The organism is Acinetobacter sp. S-1 (assembly GCF_059579785.1).
Window position 1 is genome coordinate 3,464,455 of the sequence record NZ_CM184207.1, and the last position, 20,649, is coordinate 3,485,103.

Here is a 20,649-nt window from a genome sequence, read left to right on the forward strand (position 1 = left end):
AGATAAAAGGGTCGAGAGACCCTCTAGTGACATTTTTTGAGGGAGAACCGCTTAGGTGACCAAACAATATCTGACTCACCGTTGTCTGATTGCCCCGCCAGAAATGGCAGATGACTTTTTCGCAAACACTGTAATTTATCTTGCCCGTCATGATGAAGAAGGTGCTCAAGGCATTATTATTAACCGCCCTTCCGGCATTCAAATTAAAGAATTACTCAATGATCTCGACATTGAAGCAGACAATGTAAATCCACATGTGGTTTTACAAGGTGGCCCATTACGTCCCGAGGCTGGATTCGTTCTTCATACTGGACAACCGACATGGCATTCATCTATCGCTGTAGGTGAAAATGTTTGTATTACCACCAGTAAAGATATTCTTGATGCGATTGCCCACAATGAAGGTGTTGGTCGATATCAAATTGCTTTAGGTTATGCGAGCTGGGGTAAAAACCAGCTAGAAGATGAAATTACACGCGGTGACTGGCTCATTTGTGATGCCGATATGGACCTAATTTTTAACCTGCCTTATGACGATCGTTGGGATGCAGCTTATAAAAAAATCGGTGTAGATCGTGCATGGTTAGCATCTGAAATCGGACATGCTTAATGACCGAAACACAATCAAAATCGATTATGGCTTTTGACTTTGGTACTCAAAAAATGGGAATGGCGATTGGCCAGTCTTCAATTGAAAGTGCCAATCCCCTCCCTCTATTTGTGATGAAAGATGGTATTCCAAACTGGGATCAGCTCTTAAAAATCGTGAAAGAATGGCAACCTGATCTATTTTTGGTTGGTTTGCCTCTGAATATGGATGATAGCGAGTCAGAACTTTCTACACGTGCCCGCAAATTTGCGAGACGTTTACGCCATCAAACCAATATTGAAACATTAATGGTAGATGAGCGTCTAACTACACGTGAAGCACGAGAAGAACTCGGTTTCTACCAAGAGCAAGGTCGAGCAAAAAAACTTTCTGCAGATAGTTTTGCAGCCGCCTTACTCATTCAAAGTTGGTATCGAAATCCGGTCGGTTTAACCCCGTAATATTAAAAAGGAAGGCTAAAGCCTTCCTTTTTAGTTCTCGTTTTATTTCTCGATAATATGCACAGTTGCCGTACGTCCAGAGACGAAAGCAAGCTGGTTCTTTGGTGTTTCATCCAATACGATTTTTACAGGCACACGCTGCGCTAAACGAACCCAACTAAACGTTGGATTTACATTAGCAAGAAGTTTAGAGCTGCTTGAGCGCTCACGATCTTCGATACCTGATGCAATACCCTGTACATGGCCTTTAATTTTTTGGCTATCACCCATTAACTGTACACTGGCCTGATCGCCGACATGAATACGGTTTAATTTAGTCTCTTCAAAATAGCCCACAACATAGAGTTGTTTACGGTCAAGTAGTGCTGCAACAGCCTGACCAACTTGAACATAGTTACCTGGGCGCATATCAAAGTTAGATAAAGTACCATCAGCTGGAGCAATTACCGCAGCACGATGCATATTAAGCTCGGCCAAATGCAAATTGCTCGTTGCCGCCTCAATCAGAGCCTGTTGTTGCTTAACCGTTGCTTCCGCTTGTTGAATAGCAGCTTGGAGTTGCTCATGTTCAGCGTGAGATTGATCACGTGTTGCGAAAACTTGATCTTGTTCTTGCTTAGAGATAGCGCCATCCATGAGGTTTGAATAGCGGCTTGCGTTTTTCTCGGCTAGTTTAATATTCGTATCTGATTTAATCAGGTTCGCTTTGGCTTGTGCTAAACCAGCTTGCGCTTGGGCAAAGGCTGCATTTGCTTTTGCTAAATCAGATTTTGCCTGCTCTACATCTAAAGCTCGGCGGGAAACATCAATTTTAAAGAGCACCTGACCTTTTTTCACAGTCTGGTTGTCTTGAACCAATACTTCTGTCACAAGCCCCGCGACATCCGAAGATACTTGAATAACGTCACCACGAACTCGACCATCCCGCGTCCACGGCGCCGCGTTATAGTAATTCCACAAATGCACAATGGTATAGACCGCCACCATTAATGCGACAATCAAAATTACTGGACGGATGACTTTTTTCAAATCCACCTGATTCATTTCACTCACCTAACTCAATCTTTAATTTCGCAAACATCTCTACGCACCGACCCCAACAAAAATTTGATGTATTACCAAAAGTAATAAGAGGTAAAAACACAAATTAAAAATACTAGGTAATGCAATCCAGCCTTGTGCAATCAACTTATTTGTTAAAGGACTTAACCCACGGAAACAGATATATGCCAAGAGTGCTTGAACGAGCAAAGAAGGCACATAAATACCATAAACATTAAACTCACCCATTTGCTGTGGCTCCTCTCAGGGTGCTGTTTTCATTCATCTGCTCTGATGAAACATGGCACATGCTATAAGCAATATTGTTCAGTGAAATGAGTAGTCTTTGTCGCATAATCATATCTTCAACATTTGAAGCAAGCTGTTTTAATTCAAATAACGCTCGGTAGATTCGCTCTACTAAAGCGGTCGTATCATTTTCATCGTTTTCTTTAGCTCTAAACAACTCATCCAGATTTTGTTGCAAATCGCCAATATGCTGAGTGAGTTCGGATGTTTGAGGAAACTGATTGGCTAACTCTTGCAATCGGCTTAAATCAACAATACTACTCGACTCAATCAGAGCCTGATGAATTGAAGTTTTAATCTCGTCTGATTGCACCATTTTGCTGTTTAGAATCCCAATCCGATCTAGCATACTGCGTAGATGAACTTTAAAATCAAGACCATATGGCAGATAGATCGCTTGTCGCATGGCGCGATAATGCAAGGCTAAAATACGGCTTGCACTTGTATCTGGTGACATGGCACGAACAACGTCAATGACAATCAAAGACACTAAAACACCTAAGATCATGGCAAATGAACTATCAAGATAAGACACTGCATCCATGCTATAAGCATTGTGCAGGTTTAGTCCCATCATGGTATTAATACCCAACACCATACCTACTGGCATCAACATCTGGTTAGCCATCATAGACACTGCGAATAAGAACATCGGTAATAAAACCAGTCCAAGTTCCCAAAAAGTTGTGACATGCGGAAAAATACCAAATGCATAAACAAAGACTAAAACTGCTGAAGCTATACTGCCCCAGATAAAAATACGCAGAACCGGAACCGGGTTATCTAAGGCTGTTAAAATACAGGCGGTTACTGCGCCCATCTGTGCCATCATAAATCCAGCTTTCCACCCCGAAATAATCCAGACCCCAGTCACAATAAATGTAATAAGGACTGCACTGATACCACCTCGTATCGCCACACCATGGTCACGGTGCAAACTTGGATATTTGGTCGTCATTGGGGTAATGTTGTCAGGAATTTCTTTATTACCTTGCTGAATTCGCTGCCACAAGACTTTAACCGCTAAAACATTGCTAATGAAATGGCGCACATCCATTTTCATGGCTGCAACCAAAACTTGTTGGTGTGTAGAAGCCGACTCCATCAAACTTGCAAAATCACTTTCAAATTCATCAGGTAACTGCAAAATATTTTCATCAATAATCAGATCTTTTTGCTCTAAAAACTGTACAACATGAGCTGAAAGTTGTTGCAGTTTTTCTGCATGAGTCTCGATAAATCGAAGTTCTTTAAGCTGCTTAATACGCTCAGATAAAGCGACTAGATTAGCAACCACCATTGAGATTTGATGAAGCATTTCCTGCAAGGGTTTGGTCATACCATGCAGTTCACCCTTTTCATAGCTCAAATGTACAGCCAAAGCATGAATATCTGTGGTGTCGCGAGTAATGGCAGCCAAGAGCTGAGTATTGTTCTGCTGCGAATCTGTATTTAATAAATTAGCAAACAGATTCTCTGTATCTTTTAGGGTTTTTATCACCCGCTGTTTAATTGCCGAGCCAATATGCATTGGAAGAATCGTGGCAGAAACCACTGCACTTGAAATCACACCAATCGAAATTTCTATAACCCGAGCTAAAGCAATATCAAATATATTGTATTGATCAATATAGGTAATCGCATTGAAGACGATCATGGCTGTCGAGTAGCCCGCCAGCATAAAAGCATAACTACGTGGAGTACGATCGAGTAACGACACATAAAGCGCAAAACCCACCCACAACGATAACACCACGGTAAATATCCAAGGTGTATTAATTAGATGGGGCGTTAGAGTTAAGGCAATCACAGCTCCGCCAATTGTCCCTACCACTCGATAGACACATTTAGAAGACACCATTCCTGAATATGGATTGGCAATAATCAGGACCGTACCAATCGACCACATCGGATTAATCAGATCTAATTCAAACGAAACAAATAGTGCCAACATTCCGGCAATAAATGTTTTTAAGGCAAAGATCAGATCAAGCCTACTCGGGCGAAACGCCAGTATTTGCTTTAATAACATGAACTCATCTCAAATACAGATTTGAACTGATGAGCATGCCCTTCAATATTTGATTGTCTTTCTAAAGACAACACAACTTTGCCATTTGCCTCAAAGCAAATGATATGAGGAGCATCCTTCAATACAATGATTTTTCCACATCTCGCCTGATTGGCCGAAATGATTTCAGTTTGGGCGCCATTTAAACGGCCAAGCTTTGGAAAGAAGAGGTATCAAGAAATCAATCTGGAACCGACCAATTTCTCGATTAGATATTTTGTTTGGCAATTTTTTCAAAATAAAGCTATTTAGTCAACTAAAATATCTCTATTTGATAATTTGATATATTTTTTAATTATCGTATATGATGTATAAGCCGAGAGAAGTTTTCTCTTTGTCAGAGTAAAATACTCAAATCAGGCATTTATTTTAGAATTGAGACAAACCTTCTTTTTTTCTGTTATAAAAACTCAAAGATGACTCGTTGTTAAAGGATACGAACAAGACATTATGGCAATTTCAAGTTTTGGCAAAATTTTAACCGTACTGGACCTATTTTCAGTTTCGCGTCCAATCATTAATGTCGATATTATTTGCGAAGAACTTGGCTTGTCCAAACCAACGAGTTACCGTTACCTCAAAGAGCTAGTATCAGCTGATCTATTAAAACGCATTAATGGAACCTCTGGCGATTATACCTTAGGCTCAAAAATTGCAGTTCTTGACTATATATCTAGAACAACCGACCCACTGGTTCAAATCAGCACGCCATTTATGCGAAATATTGTAGAGCGTACCGAGCTGTGCTGTTTGCTTACCTATTTAAATGATGATTATTGCATTGACATACATCATGAAATATTTAAAGACACTGAGCTACTTTCATATGGCCGAGGCTGCCCAAGACCGATTTACGTTGGATCATCTCCAAAAACAATGGTTTCGCATTTAAGTAAACAGCGCATGCAGGACTACTACCACCGTTACCAGCAAGAATTAAAACAATCAGGTTTTGCTGAAGATGAACCGAGTTTTATTCAGCGTATGCGTAAAATTAAAAAACAAGGGTTCTATTTCTCACAAGGTGAGATTGACCCAAATGTTTCAGGTCTAGCTGTTCCTGTTCGTTTTTCAAACAAAGAAGTACCTTTAGCTTTGACCTTAGTTGCCTCTAAAAATCGTTTTGATTTTTTAAACGTTGAAAAGCTTATCGAAATTTTGCAAGAAAATGCGGCACTTATTGAACAACGTTTTATGGAATTATCTGAAAAAGGTGAAATCTAAAACTCCACCTTATGATAATTTAAAGTTTTCTTACACTTTAAAACATTGAATATATCACAATATTCTCATATTATGATTTTAGCTCCTATTGATGATTCTTTTCATCAGCAGCTCATCAGTAGAAGCATCCCCCTCAGAGGAATAAGCTCATGCTGCCATCATGGGCTTTTTTCTTGCCCGCTTTTTAATGGAGGTTATAAAAACTTAAATTGCCGAAAAGTAAGATTAATACGTGGTTGTAAAATCTTTGTTGAGCGATTTAAACGGTGTTGCCAATATTGTTGAGTCTCACCACGCATCACAATGAGTTGGCCTGGCTGTAGCCACAATTCAACTTTCTCTTTACTTTGAATATGTCTAAAAGAAAATTTACGGGTAGCACCAAAGCTTAAAGAAGCGATTGTTGTCGTTCTTGCCAAAGAAACATCCGAGTCACTGTGCCAAGCCATTCCTTGGGTCCCATCTTCATAAAGATTTGCCAAACAAGAATTAAATTTTTCTGAAAGTATTTGTTCTACCTGTTGTTTTAGTTTGGCGAGTGCTTTGTCCCACGGCAAAGAATCACGTGCGACACCCGAATATTTATATTGATAGTAGTCATCTCCATACCATGCAACTTTTCGAGCTGTAATAAAGTGCTTGCCATACAACTTAGCCTCGTCATGTTTCCATGCGAGGTGTTGATAAAGGTAGTGAAAATATTGTTCAGCTTCTTCAGGGCTTAAAATACAACCATAGTCCTGAACTTCACCATCGTAGGGTAATAAATTCTCACAAGGCTCTGGAGAAAATAAATCCAAGGTCATACAGTTTCTCCATGTTGCTTTGACATCTCCCAAGCTAACAATGCCAATTTACGCCCCTTTTGCCAATGATATTCTCCGACCATCCCTGTGGCACGGATCACTCGATGGCAAGGAATCAGATATGCAATCGGATTTTGTCCAATTGCAGTAGCAACGGCTCTGACTGCTTTAGGCTTCCCAATTTGCTCTGCAATGTCTTGATAAGTACGCAATTGGCCTTCTGGAATGGTGAGCAAGGCTTCCCATACTTGTAGCTGAAATGGGGTTCCAGCCAAATTAAGAGGAAGTTTCTGCTGTAAGTGTTCTGAAAAATCCTGTTCAAACCACTTTGCAATTTGTTGATGCCAAATCGGTGACTGATTTTTCAATTGAGCTTTCGGAAAGTACTGCTTAATGAGTTGTTCAATATTGTCATGAGTTTCGATAAATCGAATAGAACATATGCCTTTTTTACTACTGACCACCAACAACTCACCGAAGGGACTTGTCTCAACCGAATAATTAAGAATAACGCCTTCGCCTTTTTGTTTATATTCCCCAGGCGTCATTCCTTCGAGCTGAATAAACAGATCGTGTAAACGTCCTGTGCCAGATAAACCCGTATTTAAAGCGGTTTCCAATAAACTCCGTTGTTGCAACAGATAATATTTAGCCTGTTGCAAACTCATATATTGCACAAATTTTTTCGGGCTAATCCCTACCCATTCCTGAAACTGGCGTTGAATATAGCTTGGGCTTAAATTCATATGACTCGCAACATCGTCCAGACTGGGTTGCTGGTCTAGATGTTCATATAAATATTCAATCACAGTGGCAATTACAGCAAATTGCCGAGAAGAAAGCATTTGCATGTGTCACCTCCTTAGCACTTATATCTTACATTAAAGTAGCCAAAGCCCTATGACGACCCGATTCTTGCACTCTTCAAAAATAAAAAAGCCTTTCATTGTAGAAAGGCTTAATCTTTCAATATGCACTTAAGGCTGCTTTAAATAAGGCCAAGCTGCTTTGAGGTAAATAAACATTGACCATAAAGTTAAAATGACCGCTGTATACAACAAAGCATAGGCAAGCATTTCTAAAGGCTGCCAATTAAGTAAGAACACACTAATGGCAATCATCTGAAAGGCTGTTTTATATTTACCTACCGTCGATACTGCCACACTGGTTCGTGCGCCAAGTTCTGCCATCCATTCACGTAAAGCAGAAACTGTAATTTCGCGTGAAATAATCACAATTGCTGCAAAAGCCATTGAGATCGTTGGATTCCACTGCACTAAAACAATAAGTGCAGCCGCCACCATGAGTTTATCTGCAACTGGATCTAAAAAACGGCCAAATGCTGAAGTTTGGTTTAAAGTTCGTGCCAAATAGCCATCAAACCAGTCGGTAATAGCAGCAAACACAAAAATAGCCGTCAAGATAATATGACGACTCATACTACCTTCATGCTCACCAATACCCATTGCAGGGGGCCAATACGCGATCACCAAAAATACAGGAATAAGCGCGATACGCGCTAATGTTAGGATATTTGGGATATTCAGGATTCGCCCTGTGGTCATAAACACCGCCAATTAAGTCTTCATGCATCTTGTAACAGACAAAAATACTTTCTTCAATATTGTATCTATCTGTAACAGCCACTTTATACGAAATATATGAATCGAGGAAGTGGACTGCTTAGGTAAATACCGTAACAGTTTGCCGTAAAATTGCAATTAAATGATCATTTTGGTCCCAAAGATGGGCATATTCTGTGGAATAACCTTCACCTGCATATTCAGTTACCACTTTATATTTAAACCAGTCACACAATTGATGTTGGAACGGATGGACATAGGTAATGTGCCAAGTTAAAGAACTTGCAGGAGCAACTTGCTTAAACATCGGCAATACACCAGGTGGCCAAATATCCATCAAAACAATTAAATCTGGCAAAGTCATTTGACGATTTTCATGCTTATTAGGATTAAACCTTGACCATCCTCCAAAGTCAGCATACTGACTTCCTGTAACAGGATAATGACCTTCTGCCCAACATACATCAAAATGTTGATAGCATTCTGGCATTTGTCTAGCAAAAGGAATAGGTTGTAACTCTTCAGGTTGCCTATAAACTGGAACGATAGGCTCATGTCGCACTTCAATATTCGACGCACGCGGCACACCAAAGCTTGCCACCAAAATCGTTTGTACCGCACCATCTTGCCATAAACGGGTTTCAAGTGTAGTGACCGACTTTCCTTCTCTTAAAATTTCAATAGTCAATTGAGCAGGTCCCTGCTGTACAGGCCCCACAAAAGTAATACTACAACTTAATAATCTTTTATTTGGATCTTGAATATTGCAGCAGGCTTTTTGCATGAGTAGTCCAGCAACAAGACCACCAAAAACAGTTCGCCCTTGTAGCCACCCTTCAGGTATTTCAATCCATTCCTTTTGTTTTATTTCTTCAAATAATTGCAGTAATGACATTCACTTCCCTAAAGCACTCTGACTCTTGATGAAACATCTTTCATCATTTTAAAGGGAATGTGAATGATCATTCTTGTACTTATATACCAACTATTTGGTCATTCAGCATAGAAACTTATCTTTATTCATGCAGAATTTTATAAATCGTTCTTGCCATCATTTCACCAAAACCGGGCACAAGAGTAAGCTCTTTTTCAGATGCTTTTAAAACGCCTTGGATTCCACCAAAATGAGTTAATAAATCTCGACGGCGCTTTGGCCCCAACCCAGGAATTGCCTCTAAAACTGAGGTACTGCGGCGTTTGTCGCGTTTAGCACGATGTTTAGTAATCGCAAAACGATGGGCCTCATCACGCACCTGCTGAATTAAATGCAATGCCTTATGGTCTTCTGGTAACTGGATTTTTGTGCCGTCGGTAAAATGCAGGGTTTCAAGTCCGGGTTTACGCCCTTCACCTTTAGATACACCCACCATAAAAGCGTCTAACCCAAGCTCTTGCATGACTTCCATTGCCATATGGAGCTGGCCTTTACCACCATCAATCAACAGTAAATCAGGCAATATGGCCTTTTTATAACGTCGTGTTAAGGCTTGACGCATAGCTGCATAGTCATCGCCTGCTGTGATGTCTTGAATGGCAAATTGGCGGTAGTCACGCTTACGAGCGCCCCCTTGATCAAACACGACACATGAAGCAATTGGAGCTTCACCCATGGTATGACTAATATCAAAACACTCAATACGATCAACGGGTCTTCCCACCACTTGCTCTAACTGATGGAAACGTTCATTAAGTTCTAAATGATTACTCAACTGCCCCTTAATGGCATGTTGAACGTTCATTTCGGCTAGTTCCAGCCACTCGGCACGAGTTTCTCGAACATTACTCTTAATCTGAACCTTTTTGCCAAACTGCTGTGCCAACGCTTCCTCTAGTTCTTTACAATCAGGCAAAGCAATATTTACGATAAGCTCATTGGGAACTTCATCTGCAACTTGAAAGTAAAAGTTCGCCATAAAGTCACTCAGCATTTGCCCAAGATCATCACCGAGCATGTCTGGGAAATAACTTTTTCCACCCAGCATTCGCCCATTGCGTACATACATAATTTGCACGCATGTCACACCTGCCTGATATGCAATTGCCAGAATATCCGCTTCGCCTTTGACTTTAAATACGGCTTGTTGGGCTTGTACTTCACGCAATAAAGATAAACGATCACGGTAAAAAACAGCTTTTTCAAATTCAAGCTCAGCCGCTGCTTGTTCCATTTTGGCAATGAGTTCTTGATTAAGCTCTTTGGTATCACCTTGCAAAAAGCGAATACTATTATTAATGTCTTCTTTATAATCTTCGGGCGAAATCAGACCTACGCACGGAGCTGAACACCGCTTGATCTGGTATTGCAAACATGGACGCTTGCGCTGTGAAAAATAACTATTTTCGCACTGACGCACATTAAAAAGTTTTTGCAAAACCAGTAACGTATCGCGTGCACTATAGGCACTTGGGTACGGGCCAAAAAACTTACCAATTTGGTGCTTACCTTTACCACGCCCACTGGCAAGCCGAGGATAAGGTTTATCAGCCGAAACAAAAATATAGACATAAGACTTATCGTCCCGCAGCATAATGTTATAAGGCGGACGATGTTGTTTAATTAAATTTTGTTCTAAGAGTAAAGCTTCAGTTTCTGAACGAGTAACCAAAGTTTCAATATCATAAATTCGTGCAACTAAAGCTTGTGTTTTAGGATGCTCAATCGTTTTAACAAAATAACTCGACACCCGATTTTTTAGATTTTTTGCTTTGCCGACATATAACAATTCACCCTCCTTCCCTAGCATTTTATAAACACCTGGAAGCTGGGTCATGTTGGCTAAAATTTTTTCAATATGAGGACGAGCGTTTTGATTCACTATTGGCATGCATGGCTTAATACTGAATACCTAATGTGATGTTTTCATCCTTACTTTTCAAGTGCTTTACTGTGCTAGAACATAAATTTGGAAAGCGATTTAAATATGGTCCGACAGATTGTGTCGTACTTGCTTAAGAGTCTAGACGATAGTAACTATATTTAACGTCTTTTTCTTTATACACCGCATAGGTTTTTTGACGAAAATCCGAGAACCAACCATTGCCCGTATAGCCTGCAATATGACCATAGGTGTGACCACTTGTTCGCTCAATAATGTAAATGTCACCTTCTTGTGGACGGTTAAAAGCAGGTTTAATTTTCTTATAACCATTCTTTTCTAGCGTTTGCCCCCAATCAGAAGCAGCTACAGGATGCTTTGATACATCTGCTCCAGCCGCTTGTAGAGCAATGCGAATATTTTTGGCGCATTTCTCTTTACTGTGGTTGGCAGAGATACTTTCGAGCTTACTGGAGAACTTATGTAGATTAATATTTTGATCTTCAGTTTTATGATTTTGAGTTTTAGATCGATTAGATTTTTCAGTCTTCGAAGCTGCTTGTGTTAACATCACTTTTGTTTTTAAATCGCCTTGAGAACTGTCTTCTTTTCTCTCTTCGATATGATGAACATGTGCATGAGCTGCGTGATGAGCATGAGCCATTTTAAAACCTACTTCCGCTGACCAGTCTTCGAAAAAACCGCGCCATTGTAGAATCAAAATTGCCTATTGGCTCTTAATAGTTGTAACAAATTACCAGCACTGTGAAATAGGTCACAAAAGTTATTAGATACTCTATGTCATAAAAAAACGCCCTTTCGGGCGCTTTAATATTTATTTAAATATACATTACAAATGAAATTCAATTACTAAGCCTAACCCCCTACCTGCAAAAGTAGAGTATGTGCCCGTAATTGGTTAATCGCATTCCTTTCAATACGACTGACCAAGCATTTATAAAGAGTTTTAGGATTAATTTAAATTATTTAAATAAACCGTTCGCTCTATCGTTTTTTGAGTAAAGCACTGCGTATATTGCATCTCTTGGTTTTGCTTACGCATGTCAGCAGTCCAATAATCGGATTGCTTTTGGTAAGTTTCTAAGTCTTTTTCAGGAATTTCATCTACAGTCTTTTGTGCCAGAATCTTACATTCAACATCACGTTTTTTAAACCAATCCGATTGGTCTTGTTTAAATTGGTTTTTTTTCTCAGCACTCAATTTGTCCCAAGTCTGATTTAAGCGTTCCACTTGCTTCGCTTTGTCACTATCCAATTCTTTTTTACGAACATCCATGGCTTCCTGAGCCAAAGCAGTCTGCTCTTCATTATTTTGTTCAGATATTTGCTGATTTTCTTCAATATTTTCTTCTATCAACTCATTTTCTTTAACATAGGCTGCATATTGCACAGCTTTAGTGGCAACAAAAACCAATCCTTCAATCACACTATTTTGAGTTGGCAAGTCAAACACCAAACCCTCTTTATCTGTTTTTGTGATGTTATAGAAAAAGTCACCTTTCAATTGGTCATTTTCAAGAGTCAAAGATGATTCATTATCCGAAAAATAGTCATTGAGCGTATCCGATTCTTTATCAGAATGACGCAGCTCTTCAATATATGCTTTTTCCGCACGTTTTTGTAAACCTTTCGGCAGTGAAATGACCAATTGGCTTTCACAACTTAATTGTGTATTTTTTTGGCTTTCGTCTTCTAATGGTAAAGTGCGGATATTTTTAATTTCAAACTTCAAACCTTGATTAATTTTATTAAGAATATCTGCATCAACCTGATATTGACTTTGTCTTAAGCTACGCTCAGTTTGCTTCAAATATTCTTTTTTCAAAGAAGTTTGAATCTGATTTAAATTCTCAGGGTGTGTACAACTCCAATCCGAAACTACCTCAACTTTTTCTGTTTTTGATTTTGGCTCTGGCTTAGATTTACCACATCCAGTCAATATTACTGCTGCACTGAATGTAGTTATTACTAAAGCTTGTTTCATCACCGTATTCATTTATATTCCACGCAAATTTTTAAATTTATTAAGTACAAGAAAGGTATATATTTACCAGTTGTATTATCATCCCAATAATTAATATAAAATTCACCTAAAATTTTAAATAAAGTACTATTCATGCCAATAATCTTTTTTTAAATGCATAAAATAAATGCAAATTATTTAAATAATCAAAATAAAAAACGCCCTTTCGGGCGCTTTAATTAAAATACATATGGTCGAACAAAAATCAGGAAAAAAATCCCAAGCATCAAGAACCATTTTAAGAAGTAATACAACTTACGGTTCTTAGCTTTTAAAGCCTTAGCTTTAATACGAATTTGATAGACATAACCAAAAGCTTTATTTAGGCCACCTGTTTGGTCACCTGTTTCATTCGGTGAACTTGCCGCAGTCATCACATTACAACCAAACCAATGGTTGAAACGCTCCATCCATTTTACTTTCATTGGACGTTCAACATCTGCAAAGAAAATAATACGGTTTTGATCAGTCTTATTTTCAGCATAGTGAATATAAGTTTCATCAAACACGACACTTTGACCATCACGCCAAGAATATCTTTCGCCATCGACATCAATAAAACAACGGTCATCATTTGGTGTAATTAGACCTAAGTGATAACGCAAAGAACCTGCATATGGATCACGGTGTCTTACCAAACGGCTGTCAGGTGCAAGCTCGGTAAACATTGCTGCTTTAATTGTCGGCAATGTTTTAAGAAGTGCTGTAGTTTTTGGGCAAAGCTCAGCAGCAGATGGATGACTCGATTCATACCATTTGAGGTAAAAACGCTTCCAACCTGTTTTAAAGAATGAGTTAAAACCTAAATCGTTATAGGTACTTGAAGCTTTAATCCCACCCTGGTCATATAAAGCTTTCGCTTCATCTCGAATCATTTCCCAATTTTCATCCAGCACTTTTAAATCTTTAAAATGCTGTGTATCGATATAAGGTTGATTCGGCACCTTTGAAAAGATGTACATTAAAAAGTTAATCGGTGCGAGCAAGGTTGAATGGTCAAAAAATTGACGATAAAACGAGTGACGCACTTTGCCGCGATGTTGGATATACAATGCTGATATCACAAAAATCGCTAATATGATCCACTTAATCATATTGCTACTCTTTCAAAAGATTAGGGGCAACTTCACCTTATATTTAAGGAGAGAGAAACCGGAAGTTTATTTAATTGGCGCAAATTTTAACAAAATTGACTTAGAAAAAGCGAATGTAAAAAAATTAAACCAAATAATAGACAGCGCTGTTGTAATAAAAATTTTAAATATAGTGTATTTTTCCATAAATTTAAGAAAGTTAAAATTTATTACTATTGCTACTGTTATTTACAGATGATCCCATTAACAATTGACATTTTTGACAACAAATTAACTTTTAAAACTTATTCGTTTTTTATATAAAAATTTGACAATTCCAATGCTTTATAAAGAAAAAATTAAGTTAAAACAAATGTCTTTCGTTATTAGCTATCTTTATGATTTCTTTTATGCATTTCATATAGATGAATTGAATAATAAATAAGATGACCCTTGCGTCACGGCTTGATACAACTTGTCAGGTTTTTTTTAGATATAGTTATCGTAAGATTAGCGAAGCATAAATGTGTACCTAAGATGTGCACACGCTTCATAACATCAACTTAGAAGTCCTCCAAAACTAAGGAGATCAGGCATGATCCACGCTGGCAATGCCATTACCGTCCAAATGCTTTCGGACGGAATTGCAGAATTCCGCTTTGACTTACAAGGTGAGTCGGTCAATAAATTTAACCGTGCAACAATTGAAGATTTCCAAGCTGCTATTGCTGCGGTAAAAGCAAATAATGATATTAAAGGCTTAGTTGTTACCTCGGGCAAATCGACATTTATTGTTGGGGCAGACATTACCGAATTTGGTGAAAACTTCGCACAAGGCGAAAAAGCGATTGTTGATTGGCTTATGCCTGTTCACGAAATCTTCAATAGCTTTGAAGATTTAGAGATTCCAAAAGTTGTTGCTATTAACGGTATGGCGTTAGGCGGCGGTTTTGAAATGTGTTTAGTTTGTGACTATCGTGTGATGTCAGAAGCTGCACAAGTGGGCTTACCGGAAATTAAACTTGGTATTTACCCAGGTTTTGGCGGTAGCGTACGTTTAAGCCGTCTGATCGGTATCGACAACGCGGTTGAATGGATGGCGATGGCTGCTCCTAAAAAACCGGCTGCTGCTCTAAAAGATGGTGCTGTAGATGCGGTTGTAGCTGCTGATAAATTACTTGAAGCTGCAACTGACTTGGTTAAGCAAGCAATTTCTGGTCGTTTAAACTGGAAAGCAAAACGTCAAGAAAAGCTTGAAGCTGTAAAATTGAATCCGCTTGAACAAATGATGGCGTTCAATACTGCAAAAGGTGCAGTGCTTGCTAAAGCAAACCCTGCTCAATACCCTGCTCCAAAATTATTACTTGATTCATTACAAGCGGGTGCAAGCCTTGCGCGTGACGAAGCATTAAAAGCTGAAGCGGAAGGTTTTGCAAAAGCTGCGATTACGCCACAAGCTGGTGCATTGATTGGTTTATTCCTCAATGACCAAGTTGTTAAGAAAACTGCTAAAAAATATGAAAAAGGTGCACACCCTGTAAACCAAGCGGCTGTACTTGGCGCTGGTATCATGGGTGGTGGTATTGCTTACCAAGCGGCAAGCAAAGGTACACCAATTATCATGAAAGATATTGGTAATCCACAACTTGCTTTAGGTATGAAAGAAGCGAACAGCTTGTTAACTAAACAAGTTGAACGTAAGAAAATGAAACCTGCGCAAATGGGTGAAACACTTGCACGTATCCGTCCTACTTTAAGCTACGATGAGTTTAAAGAAGTTGATATCGTGATCGAAGCAGTTACAGAAAATCCAAAAGTAAAAGAAATCGTTCTTGCAGACACTGAAAAGAATGTTCGTGAAAATACGATTATTGCTTCTAATACTTCTACGATTTCAATCACGCGTTTAGCAAAAGCATTACAACGTCCTGAAAACTTCGTTGGTATGCACTTCTTCAACCCAGTTCACATGATGCCGCTTGTAGAAGTAATTCGTGGTGAAAAGACTTCTGAAGAAGCGATTGCGACTACTGTTGTTCTTGCTCAAAAAATGGGTAAAACACCAATCGTTGTAAACGACTGCCCAGGGTTCTTGGTTAACCGTGTATTGTTCCCTTACTTTGGTGCATTTGACCTTCTTGTAAAAGACGGCGCAGACTTCCAGCAAGTTGACAATGTAATGTCGAAATTTGGCTGGCCAATGGGTCCTGCTTACCTTATCGACGTTGTAGGTATCGACACAGGTGTACATGGTGCAGAAGTCATGGCTGAAGGTTTCCCAGACCGTATGAAGCCAGACTACAAAGGTTCAATCCAAGCAATGTACGAAGCTAAACGTCTTGGCCAAAAAAATGACGTTGGTTTCTACAAATACGAACTCGATAAGAAAGGCAAAAAAGCAAAAACTGTTGATCCAACAGCATATGAAATCATTGCTCCTTTCGTCACTGGTGAAAAACGCGAGTTTGATAACCAAGAAATCATTGACCGCATGATGCTTGCTTTCTGTAACGAAACAGTTCGTTGCTTAGAAGACAACATTGTTGCAACTGCTGCTGAAGCAGACATGGCAATGATTATGGGTGTAGGTTTCCCTCCATTCCGTGGTGGTCCATGTCGTTATATCGACCAAACAGGTGTTGCTGAATACGTTGCACTTTGCGACAAATATGCACACTTAGGTAAGGCTTATGAAGCGCCACAAATGTTGCGTGACATGGCTGCTAACAACAAAAAATTCTACGGTTAAGGAGCAACGTGAATGGCTACTTTAAATCCACGTGACGTTGTCATCGTTGATGGCGTACGTTCTGCAATGGGTAAAACCAAAAACGGTATGTTCCGTAATGTACGTGCTGACAGCTTATCTGCTGAATTGGTTCGTGCACTCGTTGCTCGTAACCAGTTTGATGTAAACGAAGTTGAAGACCTGATCTGGGGTTGTGTAAACCAGACTCTAGAACAAGGTATGAATATTGGTCGTAACATCGGCCTATTGGCTGACTTACCAAAAACTGTTGCTGGTCAAACAGTAAACCGTCTTTGTGGTTCTTCTATGCAAGCACTTCATACTGCTGCTGCACAGATTGCAACAAACCAAGGTGATATTTTCATTATTGGTGGTGTAGAGCACATGGGCCACGTAGGTATGATGCACGGCATCGACTTAAACCCAGAAGCATCTAAACACTATGCAAAAGCATCTAACATGATGGGCTTAACTGCTGAAATGTTAGGTCGCATGAATGGCATTAGCCGTGAAGAGCAAGACGCTTTTGGTGTTGAATCTCACCGCCGTGCTTGGGCTGCAACTCAAGAAGGTCGTTTCAAAAACGAAATCGTTGGTGTTGAAGGCCACGATGCAAATGGCTTTAAAATCCTTTGCGACATCGATGAAGTAATTCGTCCAGATGCAAACCTTGAAGCGTTCAAAGCATTACGTCCTGTATTTGACCCGAAAGGCGGTACTGTAACTGCGGCTACATCTTCAGCTTTATCTGACGGTGCTTCTGCAATGTTACTTATGTCTGCTGAACGTGCACAAGCATTAGGTTTAAAACCACGCGCTGTAATTCGCTCTATGGCGGTTGCAGGCTGTGACGCAGCAATCATGGGTTACGGTCCAGTTCCAGCAACTCAAAAAGCACTTAAACGTGCTGGTTTAACGATGGCTGATATTCAAACTATCGAGTTAAACGAAGCATTTGCTGCTCAAGGCTTATCAGTAATGAAAGGCTTAGGTATTTATGACAAACAAGACATCATTAACTTAAATGGTGGTGCAATTGCTTTGGGTCACCCACTAGGTTGTTCTGGTGCGCGTATCACCACTACGTTGTTGAACGTAATGGAGCAACAAGATACTCAAATTGGTCTTGCGACCATGTGTATCGGCCTTGGTCAAGGTATTGCAACAGTGATTGAACGTGTTTAATTAACACCAAGATAAAAAAATCCCCGCTCAATGCGGGGATTTTTTTATCGACCAGCTAATCCATTTTCGATTTTCTTCTGTAAATCTATAATGTCATTAAGGTTTACTTTCATCGTACCCTCACGATAAGCATCGACATTACTTCGATTAATGTTCAAAGGTCTTAACATTTCAAAGATACCATTGGTTGGATCAGAAGACTGTATTCCACCCGCTACCGCTAAAATGTATTGTTGTAAGAATGGAGAAAGTTGAGACAAATCAGGCTGTGCCATAACTGGCTGATAATCTACCGTAGTCATGCCTTCAGGGACTAAAGCATTTTGTATATCGTAATGTGTTTTATACTCATGATGTTGCAGTGCCTGGCGCACTTTTTTATCTTCTTGGAAAGGTACAAAACCCACCTCTTCACGTAACTCAGATTCAGCCATAACGCGAATTGTTGGTAAAGTAGCCACTTCTTCTGCTTGAACAGTCGGTAACCCCATAAAAGCAAATGCAGCAATTAAGGCTGATTGTTTTAGAAAGTTCATAACTTGCTCCAAAAATCAGTCACCCTATTTCAATTAAAAGATGATGATTAAATTAAAAGTATCTATAAATAGGCTACAACAAAGTCGAATTTGATTCAGTAAGGCTCAGATAAACGGTAAATATAATTAAATTTTTTAATGTAATAGTAAGGGACTTTCTAAAATATTTTAGAAATTAGTCTGAGTATAACTAAGTCAGATCATACTACTAGATTTAAACATTGAGATCTTTTGTTTATAGTCAGACTTTTATAAATCCATTGAATTCAACAGAAATAATGAACTTTAAAGTATTAAATCAGAATATTCTTATGAGCTGCCTACTCGTCAGTTCCTTTCTCACTGGTTGTGCGAGTAACCGAATTATTGGTGAGAACACGCGAGAGCTATTTACAAAATATGACTCAGACCATGAATGGATCACTTTAATTGAAGATGATGTAATTGCATTTGGTAAACCATCAGTATCTCTCCCTAATGAATCAGAGGACAGTGTTGTCATCGCCGGGAAAAAATATAGTTATGTCATTAGTAAAGGCGGTAACGATTTCATTCAATTAATTAATCAATTAAATCCACAATATATCCAAATAAGTAATGAGCTAGATTTTAATGCTCCAGTTCCGGATAGTAATCATTTTTACGGACATATTAGATTTTCTTACACCCCACCTAATGGAAAATTGAACGAGAAAGAATCAGTTTTATTTAAACAATATGGTGTAGTTCCATGTGGCTGTGCAAAGACATTAGAAGCACATAAATTTGATTTAAATATTAAAGGAACTGTTTATCCTCCTGTAAAAAATCTTAAAACAATAACCCCTTTATCTAAGCCGTATCACGTTAAAATCCAATATCTTCACGATAAAAGTGGGAAAGTGCCCTTATCAACTAAAGAGAAGCTAGCAAGTTTACCACTGCTTCCGTTTACCTTAACTTTCGATATTATCGCTTTACCTGCGAAAGTCATGGGTATCATTTACCAGCCCTAATAGACTACGAATAAAAATTACAAACTTTCAGTAAAGATAAAAAATCCCCGCTTACTACGGGGATTTTTATTAATCATTTAAAATCTGTTTTAAAGAATCAACTAATTGTGGAAATTTCGTATAACCTTCTCTACCTAAAAAATGCCCGCCATTAGGAACAGTAATGTACGGCGCATCAATTTCTTTCGCCAATTCAATCGTCAGTTTTGGGGGAACCAAATCATCATTATCCGATAAATACACTAGCTTTTTCTTTATGTCCTTAAAGTAATCCGTGTCGACTTTACTCTTGGTTATATAACTATTAAGAACAGAAGAATCTGAAATTAAACCAGAGAATCCGGATACTAAAATCATTCCTCCAATATGTTGATAATCATGTCTTTGCAAAAAGTGCAGTAACGTAATCACTCCTAAACTGTGCGCAACAAAATAGGTATTCTCATCCACCTTAGGGATCTGTTGGTCTAAAACCTTTTGCCATGCATCTACATCAGGATGCTCAGAATCTGGAAATGGAATTAAGGTAACAGTCGTATGCTCATCTTCTATTTGATGTTTTAAATCTAGAAACCAATGATCATCGATAGAAGCAGAGTAACCATGAAGCACAAATATTTGACGCATGTTCTTCTCCTGAAGTTCAAGTGTTTTGGCATTTGCAACAAATGACATTAATCCGAATAACACCAATAAAATGAGTTTTCTGATCATCGAACAAGTACCATTTTGAAAGATAAAAACATGCTAAACTATGACACCACTGTTAAGGTCAACCCCATTTTATGAACTTAGCTAAAGTTGCCGAGCTCACAAAAGTAAGCCCTCGTATGCTGCGTTATTACGAGAGCTTAGGGCTTATACAGCCTCTTCGAGCGAGTAATAACTATCGAAGTTATACGCAAAAAGATATTGAAAATATTAAGAAAATTAAAATATTAAATGATGCTGGCATGCACCTAAAAGATATTCAGGTTTTGCTGCCTTGTTTTGATTTAGATGAACGAGTATTTACACTATGCTCAGTGGTTCAAGAAAAACTGCAAACTGAACTCATGCATGTGTCTGAGCAGTTAAACAAACTACAAACTTCTCAAAGTTTATTACAATCTTTTTTAACTAAAGGAAAAGTCGAGAGCACCAAATCATAATATTTAATGCTCATGC

23 protein-coding genes are annotated in these 20,649 nt (G+C 38.9%); 8 read left to right on the plus strand and 15 right to left on the minus strand.

Features of this window, described 5'->3' with window-relative positions; all coding sequences use genetic code 11:
• Positions 1-55: 55 nt before the first annotated feature.
• Together AC52J8_RS16585 and ruvX are read left to right on the plus strand one after the other, a co-directional pair.
• Positions 56-610, plus strand: coding sequence for a YqgE/AlgH family protein (locus AC52J8_RS16585; RefSeq protein WP_002114753.1), 555 nt, complete (start codon positions 56-58; stop codon positions 608-610).
• Positions 610-1,050 carry a Holliday junction resolvase RuvX gene (gene ruvX / locus AC52J8_RS16590; protein WP_002115066.1) on the plus strand — a complete coding sequence of 147 codons (441 nt, stop codon included), beginning with the start codon at positions 610-612 and terminating at the stop codon, positions 1,048-1,050. Before AC52J8_RS16585 ends, ruvX begins: the two co-directional genes overlap by 1 nt.
• A 42-nt stretch (positions 1,051-1,092) precedes the next feature.
• Here ruvX and AC52J8_RS16595 read toward each other — a convergent pair whose 3' ends face one another.
• Genes AC52J8_RS16595 through AC52J8_RS16610 form a run of 4 tightly spaced genes read right to left on the minus strand, consistent with a single transcriptional unit; the run spans position 1,093 to position 4,554 of the window.
• Positions 1,093-2,094 carry an HlyD family secretion protein gene (locus tag AC52J8_RS16595; RefSeq protein WP_002114928.1) on the minus strand — a complete coding sequence of 334 codons (1,002 nt, stop codon included), beginning with the start codon at positions 2,092-2,094 and terminating at the stop codon, positions 1,093-1,095.
• A gap of 39 nt (positions 2,095-2,133) precedes the next feature.
• The gene (locus AC52J8_RS16600; protein ID WP_002115096.1) at positions 2,134-2,340 is read right to left on the minus strand and encodes a DUF1656 domain-containing protein; all 207 of its coding nucleotides are present in this window, start codon (positions 2,338-2,340) and stop codon (positions 2,134-2,136) included.
• A complete protein-coding gene (locus AC52J8_RS16605; RefSeq protein WP_086400333.1) occupies positions 2,333-4,432 on the minus strand; it encodes an FUSC family protein in 2,100 nt (699 codons plus the stop codon). Before AC52J8_RS16605 ends, AC52J8_RS16600 begins: the two co-directional genes overlap by 8 nt.
• Entirely contained in the window at positions 4,423-4,554 is a 132-nt protein-coding gene (locus AC52J8_RS16610; protein WP_002115031.1) for a hypothetical protein, read from the minus strand. Before AC52J8_RS16610 ends, AC52J8_RS16605 begins: the two co-directional genes overlap by 10 nt.
• A 367-nt stretch (positions 4,555-4,921) precedes the next feature.
• On the opposite strand from AC52J8_RS16610, the gene AC52J8_RS16615 reads away from it, so the two are divergent.
• Entirely contained in the window at positions 4,922-5,695 is a 774-nt protein-coding gene (locus tag AC52J8_RS16615) for an IclR family transcriptional regulator (RefSeq protein ID WP_002114686.1), read from the plus strand.
• 194 nt (positions 5,696-5,889) lie between these two features.
• Here the strand turns inward: AC52J8_RS16615 and AC52J8_RS16620 are convergent, their stop codons facing one another.
• The 9 genes from AC52J8_RS16620 to lpxO all read right to left on the minus strand — a co-directional run bounded on the left by AC52J8_RS16620 (position 5,890) and on the right by lpxO (position 14,038).
• A complete protein-coding gene (locus tag AC52J8_RS16620; RefSeq protein WP_017402599.1) occupies positions 5,890-6,501 on the minus strand; it encodes an alpha-ketoglutarate-dependent dioxygenase AlkB family protein in 612 nt (203 codons plus the stop codon).
• On the minus strand, positions 6,498-7,352 hold the full coding sequence (locus AC52J8_RS16625; protein WP_140157926.1) for a methylated-DNA--[protein]-cysteine S-methyltransferase: 855 nt from the start codon (positions 7,350-7,352) through the stop codon (positions 6,498-6,500). The genes AC52J8_RS16620 and AC52J8_RS16625 overlap by 4 nt, the downstream gene beginning before the upstream one ends.
• A 126-nt stretch (positions 7,353-7,478) precedes the next feature.
• Positions 7,479-8,066: a CDP-diacylglycerol--glycerol-3-phosphate 3-phosphatidyltransferase gene (gene pgsA / locus AC52J8_RS16630; protein ID WP_002114808.1), complete on the minus strand. Its 588-nt coding sequence runs from the start codon at positions 8,064-8,066 to the stop codon at positions 7,479-7,481.
• A 118-nt stretch (positions 8,067-8,184) separates the two neighbouring features.
• Complete coding sequence (locus tag AC52J8_RS16635) at positions 8,185-8,979, minus strand: thioesterase family protein (protein ID WP_044101754.1); 795 nt, start codon at positions 8,977-8,979, stop codon at positions 8,185-8,187.
• A gap of 121 nt (positions 8,980-9,100) precedes the next feature.
• Complete coding sequence (gene uvrC, locus AC52J8_RS16640) at positions 9,101-10,900, minus strand: excinuclease ABC subunit UvrC (protein WP_086400354.1); 1,800 nt, start codon at positions 10,898-10,900, stop codon at positions 9,101-9,103.
• Between the two features lie 133 nt (positions 10,901-11,033).
• A complete protein-coding gene (locus tag AC52J8_RS16645; protein ID WP_086400355.1) occupies positions 11,034-11,564 on the minus strand; it encodes a CHAP domain-containing protein in 531 nt (176 codons plus the stop codon).
• 309 nt (positions 11,565-11,873) lie between these two features.
• Positions 11,874-12,917: a hypothetical protein gene (locus tag AC52J8_RS16650; protein ID WP_086400334.1), complete on the minus strand. Its 1,044-nt coding sequence runs from the start codon at positions 12,915-12,917 to the stop codon at positions 11,874-11,876.
• Positions 12,914-13,039: a hypothetical protein gene (locus AC52J8_RS16655; protein WP_014208213.1), complete on the minus strand. Its 126-nt coding sequence runs from the start codon at positions 13,037-13,039 to the stop codon at positions 12,914-12,916. The genes AC52J8_RS16650 and AC52J8_RS16655 overlap by 4 nt, the downstream gene beginning before the upstream one ends.
• 84 nt (positions 13,040-13,123) lie before the next feature.
• A complete protein-coding gene (gene lpxO, locus AC52J8_RS16660; RefSeq protein ID WP_086400335.1) occupies positions 13,124-14,038 on the minus strand; it encodes a lipid A hydroxylase LpxO in 915 nt (304 codons plus the stop codon).
• A 307-nt stretch (positions 14,039-14,345) separates the two neighbouring features.
• Here lpxO and AC52J8_RS16665 point away from each other — a divergent pair, with 307 nt between their 5' ends.
• The 3 genes from AC52J8_RS16665 to fadA all read left to right on the plus strand — a co-directional run bounded on the left by AC52J8_RS16665 (position 14,346) and on the right by fadA (position 17,951).
• Positions 14,346-14,462 carry a hypothetical protein gene (locus tag AC52J8_RS16665; RefSeq protein ID WP_014208212.1) on the plus strand — a complete coding sequence of 39 codons (117 nt, stop codon included), beginning with the start codon at positions 14,346-14,348 and terminating at the stop codon, positions 14,460-14,462.
• Between the two features lie 150 nt (positions 14,463-14,612).
• Positions 14,613-16,766, plus strand: a complete 2,154-nt coding sequence (gene fadB, locus AC52J8_RS16670) for a fatty acid oxidation complex subunit alpha FadB (RefSeq protein WP_014208211.1) — start codon at positions 14,613-14,615, stop codon at positions 16,764-16,766.
• Between the two features lie 12 nt (positions 16,767-16,778).
• The gene (gene fadA / locus AC52J8_RS16675) at positions 16,779-17,951 is read left to right on the plus strand and encodes an acetyl-CoA C-acyltransferase FadA (RefSeq protein WP_005065826.1); all 1,173 of its coding nucleotides are present in this window, start codon (positions 16,779-16,781) and stop codon (positions 17,949-17,951) included.
• 44 nt (positions 17,952-17,995) lie between these two features.
• On the opposite strand, the gene AC52J8_RS16680 is transcribed toward fadA, so the two are convergent.
• Positions 17,996-18,487 carry a hypothetical protein gene (locus AC52J8_RS16680; RefSeq protein WP_197738950.1) on the minus strand — a complete coding sequence of 164 codons (492 nt, stop codon included), beginning with the start codon at positions 18,485-18,487 and terminating at the stop codon, positions 17,996-17,998.
• A gap of 278 nt (positions 18,488-18,765) precedes the next feature.
• Between AC52J8_RS16680 and AC52J8_RS16685 the strand changes: the two genes are divergently transcribed.
• A complete protein-coding gene (locus AC52J8_RS16685; protein WP_086400337.1) occupies positions 18,766-19,482 on the plus strand; it encodes a YidX family protein in 717 nt (238 codons plus the stop codon).
• A gap of 69 nt (positions 19,483-19,551) precedes the next feature.
• On the opposite strand, the gene AC52J8_RS16690 is transcribed toward AC52J8_RS16685, so the two are convergent.
• Entirely contained in the window at positions 19,552-20,196 is a 645-nt protein-coding gene (locus AC52J8_RS16690; RefSeq protein WP_086400338.1) for an RBBP9/YdeN family alpha/beta hydrolase, read from the minus strand.
• A 71-nt stretch (positions 20,197-20,267) separates the two neighbouring features.
• Here AC52J8_RS16690 and AC52J8_RS16695 point away from each other — a divergent pair, with 71 nt between their 5' ends.
• On the plus strand, positions 20,268-20,633 hold the full coding sequence (locus AC52J8_RS16695; protein ID WP_002114700.1) for a MerR family transcriptional regulator: 366 nt from the start codon (positions 20,268-20,270) through the stop codon (positions 20,631-20,633).
• Positions 20,634-20,649: the final 16 nt, after the last annotated feature.